This is a genomic window from Yinghuangia sp. YIM S09857 (genome assembly GCF_051388915.1).
GTDB lineage: Bacteria > Actinomycetota > Actinomycetes > Streptomycetales > Streptomycetaceae > Yinghuangia.
In genome coordinates, this window is the sequence record NZ_JBPKBH010000010.1 from 83,241 (window position 1) to 89,243 (window position 6,003).

At 73.4% G+C, this 6,003-nt stretch carries 5 protein-coding genes; 2 read left to right on the top strand and 3 right to left on the bottom strand.

The window, feature by feature from the left end:
• Positions 1–126: 126 nt before the first annotated feature.
• A complete protein-coding gene (locus ACRX5S_RS22085; protein WP_436774758.1) occupies positions 127–807 on the bottom strand; it encodes a DUF305 domain-containing protein in 681 nt (226 codons plus the stop codon).
• Between the two features lie 118 nt (positions 808–925).
• Positions 926–1,333, bottom strand: coding sequence for a DUF6153 family protein (locus ACRX5S_RS22090; RefSeq protein ID WP_436774759.1), 408 nt, complete (start codon positions 1,331–1,333; stop codon positions 926–928).
• A 631-nt stretch (positions 1,334–1,964) separates the two neighbouring features.
• Here ACRX5S_RS22090 and ACRX5S_RS22095 point away from each other — a divergent pair.
• Both ACRX5S_RS22095 and ACRX5S_RS22100 read left to right on the top strand, forming a co-directional pair.
• Positions 1,965–3,680 (top strand): class I adenylate-forming enzyme family protein, encoded by a 1,716-nt coding sequence (locus ACRX5S_RS22095; RefSeq protein ID WP_436774760.1) that lies wholly within the window; start codon positions 1,965–1,967, stop codon positions 3,678–3,680.
• Between the two features lie 100 nt (positions 3,681–3,780).
• On the top strand, positions 3,781–4,527 hold the full coding sequence (locus ACRX5S_RS22100) for an HAD family hydrolase (RefSeq protein ID WP_436774761.1): 747 nt from the start codon (positions 3,781–3,783) through the stop codon (positions 4,525–4,527).
• A 254-nt stretch (positions 4,528–4,781) separates the two neighbouring features.
• Here ACRX5S_RS22100 and dapD read toward each other — a convergent pair whose 3' ends face one another.
• A complete protein-coding gene (dapD, locus tag ACRX5S_RS22105; RefSeq protein WP_436774762.1) occupies positions 4,782–5,774 on the bottom strand; it encodes a 2,3,4,5-tetrahydropyridine-2,6-dicarboxylate N-succinyltransferase in 993 nt (330 codons plus the stop codon).
• Positions 5,775–6,003 lie beyond the last annotated feature (229 nt).

Below are 6,003 nucleotides of genomic sequence, written 5' to 3' on the forward strand. Positions count from 1 at the left end.
CGCGGTGCGGGGTGGGCGGTCCGATACGCGGGGGCGTACCGGACCGCCCTGGTTTTCCGGCCTCGTTCAGGCGTCCGGAGCCGTCGTCAACGCCCGCTCAGTGACTCGGACGTCGGCTCCGCGGGTTCAGTGGTGCCCGCCGCCCCCGGTGGCCGGTGCGGACGCGCCTCCCGCCGCGCCCGGACGCCCGGCCAGGAGCTGCCGCATCTCCTGGACTTCCGCGGCCTGCGAGGACTTGATCGCCTCGGCCAGCTCACGGGCCTCCGGATGGACGCCCTTGGCCAACTCCTCCTCGGCCATCGCGATGGCGCCGTCGTGGTGGACGATCATCATCTCCAGGAACTGCCGGTCGAGTTCGGCCCCGGTCGCGGCGCGGAACTTGGCCATGTCGGCGTCCGACATCATGCCGTCGCCGCCGGACCCGTGGTCCATCCCACCAGGCGCCTCGGCGGGCTTGCCCCAGGCCGCGAGCCAGCCCTTCATCTGCGCGATCTCGGGCGCCTGCGCTGCCTCGATCGCGGTCGCCAGGCGGCGTACGTCGGCGTCGGCCGACTTCGCCAGCACGACCTTCGCCATGTCCACGGCCTGCTCGTGGTGCGGGATCATCATCTGCGCGAACATCACGTCGCTGTCGTTGAACGCCCCCTGGGACGCCCCGGGCGCGGCGGCGGGTGCGGATGCGGACGGCGAACCGCCCGTGGCGTGGTCCGTGTCGTCCTTGTCGTCGCCCCCGCAGGCGGCCAGGGCAAGGGCACCTGACAGCGCGATCGCGGACAGCGAAAGGGCGCGCGTGGTACGGCGCTTCATACGTATTTCTCCCGAAACTCTTCGGTGTTCGCCGCGCCCGGGAGCACTCGCGCTCGGGGCACGGCGGCGGACAGGCCGGAATGCGGGCAGGCGAGAACGCCCGCCGGCACGCGCCGGCCTATATCCGCAGAACCGCGAGTCGGGAGAGGTCGGGAGGTCTCGCCGGCGGAAGCCCCGAGACGTGGCGCCCCCAGGCGCCACGCGCTGCCCGTGCGAGCCCGCGCGCCCTTCGGCCCACCGCGAACCACGCGACGGCCAGTACGAATCCCGCGAGCGCCACCGCAAGGCACAGCGACATGGGGTCCATGCCCCCGGCGCCGTGGTGCCCGTCCGGCGCGCGATGGTCGGCGGCCCCCGCGATCGGTGCCGGGGACGCGGGGCAGTGCCCGTCCGGACAGGGCGCCTCGGCAACGTGCGTCACCGCCGCACGTGCCTCCGGCGGATGCCCGATCGTGTGCATCCCGGCGGTGCCGAGCACGATGACCGCGAAAAGGAGCAGGCGGAACAGCGTCGCCGCGATGCGCATACGCTCGACCGCCTCCTCCGGATCCGCCCACGGCACCGGCAGTCCGCCGGACTCGCCAACAGCGTACCGGGGCAGGGTATGCCCCGACCCGACTCGACCCGACCCGACCCACCCCAACCCGACCCGACCCGCCCTGCCCCGACCCGACCCGCCTCATCCCGACCCGACCCGACCCGCCCTGCCCCGACCCGACCCGCCTCATCCCGACCCGACCCGACCCGACCCGACCTGCCCCGTCGCGCCCCGTCGCGACCCGACCCACCCCGCCCCGACCCACCTCGACCCGACCCGCCTCATCCCGACCCACCCGCCCCGACCCACCCCGAGTCGCCCCGCGCCCTCGCGCACCGAAGTACGGCTCAGGGCAGGACGTTCCGGTTCGCTCGGAATCCCCGGCGGCGGTCGGCTTCGCGGCGGGGCTTGGTTGGACCCCGGCGGGGTCAGGTTGATCTGACGTTGCGTCAGGTTGGTGTTCGCAAGATGAAGCGCTCCGCATGCGGCCGCGGGTGTGCGCGTCGGGGTTTTGGCGTGCGACACGTGCCAACCTGCGCGGATGCCGGCAGGGTCGGGTGAGATGTTCGCACACCGCGACCACTTGACTGACTCGGTCAAGCATTCTTAGGGTCCGCATATGGCGATCTCGACCCCCGGTTCCGTTCCCGCACCGGCGTCTTCCCCCGCACCCGGCTCGGCCGCGGACCCCATGGCCGCGCTGACCGCGCCCGGCTCGCCCTTCGAGCTGGGAGAGGAGGACGTCCTCGGCGTCACGATGCGGGTGCTCGCGCACCGGCGGCGGTCGCTCGCGTCCTTCGTCGCCGACTCGGCCGCGTACGGCGACCGCGAATACCTCGTGCACGACGACGGCACGCGTTGGACGTACGCCGAACACGCCCGCGCGGTGGCCTCCGTCGCGTGCGCGCTGCGCGAGCGCTACGGTGTCGGACCCGGCGACCGGGTGGCGATCCTCGCCAACAACCGCCCCGAATGGCTTGTCACCTTCTGGGCGACGGTGTCCCTCGGCGCCGTCGCCGTCGGTATGAACGGCTGGTGGGCCGGCGACGAGATCCGCTACGGCCTCGCCGACTGCGAGCCGAAGGTGCTGGTCGCCGACCGGCGCCGCCTCGAACGCCTGCCGGAACCGCCGGTGCCCGTCGTCGAGATGGAGTCCGGCTTCGCCGACCTGGTCGGGTACGCGCCGGACGCCGCCCTCCCCGCCGGACCCGACGACGAGGACGCCGCCGCGGTCATCCTCTACACGTCCGGCACCACCGGCCGCCCCAAGGGCGCGGTCCTCACCCATCGCAACGTCATCGCCATGCAGAACGTGCAGGCGCTGCTCGCCGCGCGCGGCATCGCCCACCTCCCGGAGGAACGCCGCGCCGCGGCGACCCGGCCCGGGCGCTGGCTGGTCAACAGCCCGTTCTTCCACGTGTCGGGGCTGCTCGCCGGGGCGGTGGCGGCGTGCGCGGACGGCCACACGATGGTGCTCTACAGCGGGCGCTTCGACGTCCCGGCGGTGCTCGGCATGATCGAACGCGAGCGCTGCACCAACTGGTCCCTCGTGCCGACGGTGGGCTGGCGCGTGGTGAACCACCCGGACTCCGGCTCGTTCGACCTGTCCTCGGTCGGGCGCCTCGGCGGCGGCAGCGCGTCGTTCGCCCCCGAGCTGATCACCCGGCTCCAGGAGGTCTTCCCGAACGCCAAGGGCGCGATGGGCGTCGGCTACGGCCTGACCGAGAGCGGCGGTGTGGCCACCTCGGCCGGTGCCGCGCAGTTGGAGACGACGCCGGGGGCGATCGGCGTCGCGGTGCCGACCGTGCAGGTCGAGGTGCACGGCGACGACGGGCAGCGCCTCGCGGACGGCGTGGAGGGCGAGATCTGGATCCGCAGCCCGCTCGTCATGCTGGAGTACTGGCGCAACCCGGAGGCCACCGCCAAGTCGATCACCCCGGACCGCTGGCTCCGCACGGGCGACCTCGGGTACGCGCGGGACGGGCAGTTCTTCATGGCGACGCGGCGCTCGGACCTGATCCTGCGCGGCGGCGAGAACATCTATCCGGCCGAGATCGAACACTGCCTCGACGCGCACCCGGACGTCGCCGAGTCGGTGGTGGTCGGCGTACCGCACCACGACCTGGGCGAGGAGGCCAAGGCGATCGTGGTGCCGCGGGCGGGGGCGGCGCCGGAGGCGGAGGAGCTGGCGGCCTACGTGCGCGAACGCCTCGCGTACTACAAGGTGCCGACGCACTGGGAGATCCGCACGACGCCGCTGCCGCGGACGCCGACAGGGAAGGTGATCCGGGCGGTCGCCACGGGGGCCAAGGCGGCGGACCTGGTGGAGGAGTAGGGGACGGGCGTTGGCCGTCGCGGGGGCGCCGCGTGGTGCGGGCGGGGGCGCGCTGCGGCGGGCTCTCGCCACGGCCACCTGCGGAAACTAGTCTGGCGCCGTGGCAGACGGACAAGCGGGGAACTCGGCCGGGCCGGTCCTGGTGCTGTGGGACATCGACCAGACGCTGGTGAAGGCGGGGCCCGCGAGTCGGGAGGCGTACGCCGACGCGCTGCTCGCCGTCACCGGGCGACCGCTCACCGAGCGCGTCGACTTCGGCGGGCGGACCGACCTGCACATCGCGCGCGAGACGCTGCGCGCGCACGGGCTGCTGCCGACCGACGACCTGATCACGCGCCTGAACGAGACGTTCGCGGAGATCTTCACCGCGCGGGCGGAGCAGGTTCGGGGCGAGGGCGTCGCGCTGCCGGGCGCGGTGGCGGCGATCGAGGTCTTGGCGGAGTTGCCGTACGTCGTCCAGAGCGTGCTGACGGGCAATCAGGCGGCGACCGCGCCGGTGAAGTTGTCGCTGCTGGGCGACGCGGCACGGCACCTGTGCCTGGGTGTCGGGGCCTATGGCGACGACCACGAGGACCGCGACAAGCTCGTGCCGATCGCGATCGGGCGGGCGGTGGAGGTCCTCGGGGGCGGGTTCACGGCGGCGCGGACCGTGCTGATCGGCGACACCGTGCGCGATGTGGAGGCGGCCGCGCACAACGACGCGATGTGCGTGGCCGTGGCCACGGGGTACACGACCGCGGAGGAACTCGCGCGGGCGGGCGCGGACATCGTGCTGCGGGACCTGACGGATGTGGCGGTGGTGGTTGAGGCGGTCAGGTCGCTGGGGTCGGCCGAGTCCGCGGCCTGAGGGCGTGGGGCTGCGCGGTTTGTGAACCGGCGTTTGCGAACGGGTGTTTGTGAATCGGGGTTTGTGAACTGACGTTAGTGAACGGGCGTTAGTGAACCGGGGTTTGCGAACGGATGTTAGTGAACCGGCGTTTGTGAACGGGCGTTTGGTTTCACACGATCCGCTGCCCATGTCGGACACGACAACGGGCGGGGCGGCGTTGCCGCGGCCCGCCCGTTGGTCGGTGGTGGAACGGTCGTCCGCCCGTCCGCCCGTCAGTCGTTCTTGTGCAGGTCCTCGTTCAGGGCGCCCCAGGACTCGGTGCGCCAGATGCCCTCCACTGCGCCGCTCGTCGAGTTGCGGCGCAGCAGCAGTCCGTTGCGGCCGGACAGCTCTGCCGCCTTGACCACGTTGCCGTCCGGCAGCGTGACGCGGGTGCCGGCCGTGACGTACAGCCCCGCCTCGACCACGCAGTCGTCGCCGAGCGAGATGCCGATGCCGGCGTTGGCCCCCAGCAGGCACCGCTCGCCCACCGAAATGACCTGCTTGCCGCCGCCCGACAGCGTGCCCATGATTGACGCGCCGCCGCCGATGTCGCTGTGGTCGCCCACCACGACGCCCGCGCTGATGCGGCCCTCGACCATCGACGCGCCCAGCGTCCCGGCGTTGAAGTTGCAGAAGCCCTCGTGCATCACCGTGGTGCCGGACGCCAGGTGCGCGCCGAGGCGCACGCGCGTCGTGTCGGCGATCCGCACTCCCGACGGCACGACGTACTCCGTCATGCGCGGGAACTTGTCGACGCCCGCGACCTCGAACGACACGCGCGCGGCCCGCGCGCGCAGCCGCGCCGCCGGGACGGCGTCGACCGCCACCGGGCCCAGGTTGGTCCACGCGACGTTGGCGAGCAGTCCGAACATCCCGTCCAGGTTCGCCCCGTGCGGCCGCACCAGACGGTGGCTGAGCAGGTGCAGGCGCAGGTACGCGTCGTGCGCGTCGACCGGGGCCTCGGCGAGCGACCCGATCACCGTGCGCACGGCCACGACCTCGACCCCGCGGATCTCGTCCGGGCCCAGCCCGGCCGCGACGTCGGCGCCGAGGGCCGCCACCGCCTCGTCGTCCGTCAGCCGTACGGTCTCGGCCTTGTCGGCGACCGGCGCGAGCTCGGGCGCGGGGAACCAGGTGTCCAGGACGGTGCCGTCTGCGGCCAGCGTCGCCAGCCCCGCGGCGACGGCACCCGAAGCGGAGGAAGCAGAAGAGGTCTCGATCACCCGGCCTACGTTACCGGGCCCCCTCCGCCCGCGGCCGGAACGCCCGCCTGGTGGACGCCGTCCCGGTCGCGCGCCGGGCGGCAAAAAGTAGAGGGTCGCCTCCACTGCGCCGACCGTCGCGGGTCCGGCACGCTGAGCTGCACGAGCGCAGGCACGCTCGGCGCGGTCCCGCCGACCGGGGGAAGGCCGAAGGGCCGCGCGGGGACGTCGTCCGGACCCGCCCGCAGCG

What these genes read in the sequence shown, in the direction of transcription:
- ACRX5S_RS22085 (WP_436774758.1), bottom strand. Translation starts at nt 807, where the DNA reads ATGAAGCGCCGTACCACGCGCGCCCTTTCGCTGTCCGCGATCGCGCTG.
- ACRX5S_RS22090 (WP_436774759.1), bottom strand. Translation starts at nt 1,333, where the DNA reads ATGCGCATCGCGGCGACGCTGTTCCGCCTGCTCCTTTTCGCGGTCATC.
- ACRX5S_RS22095 (WP_436774760.1), top strand. Translation starts at nt 1,965, where the DNA reads ATGGCGATCTCGACCCCCGGTTCCGTTCCCGCACCGGCGTCTTCCCCC.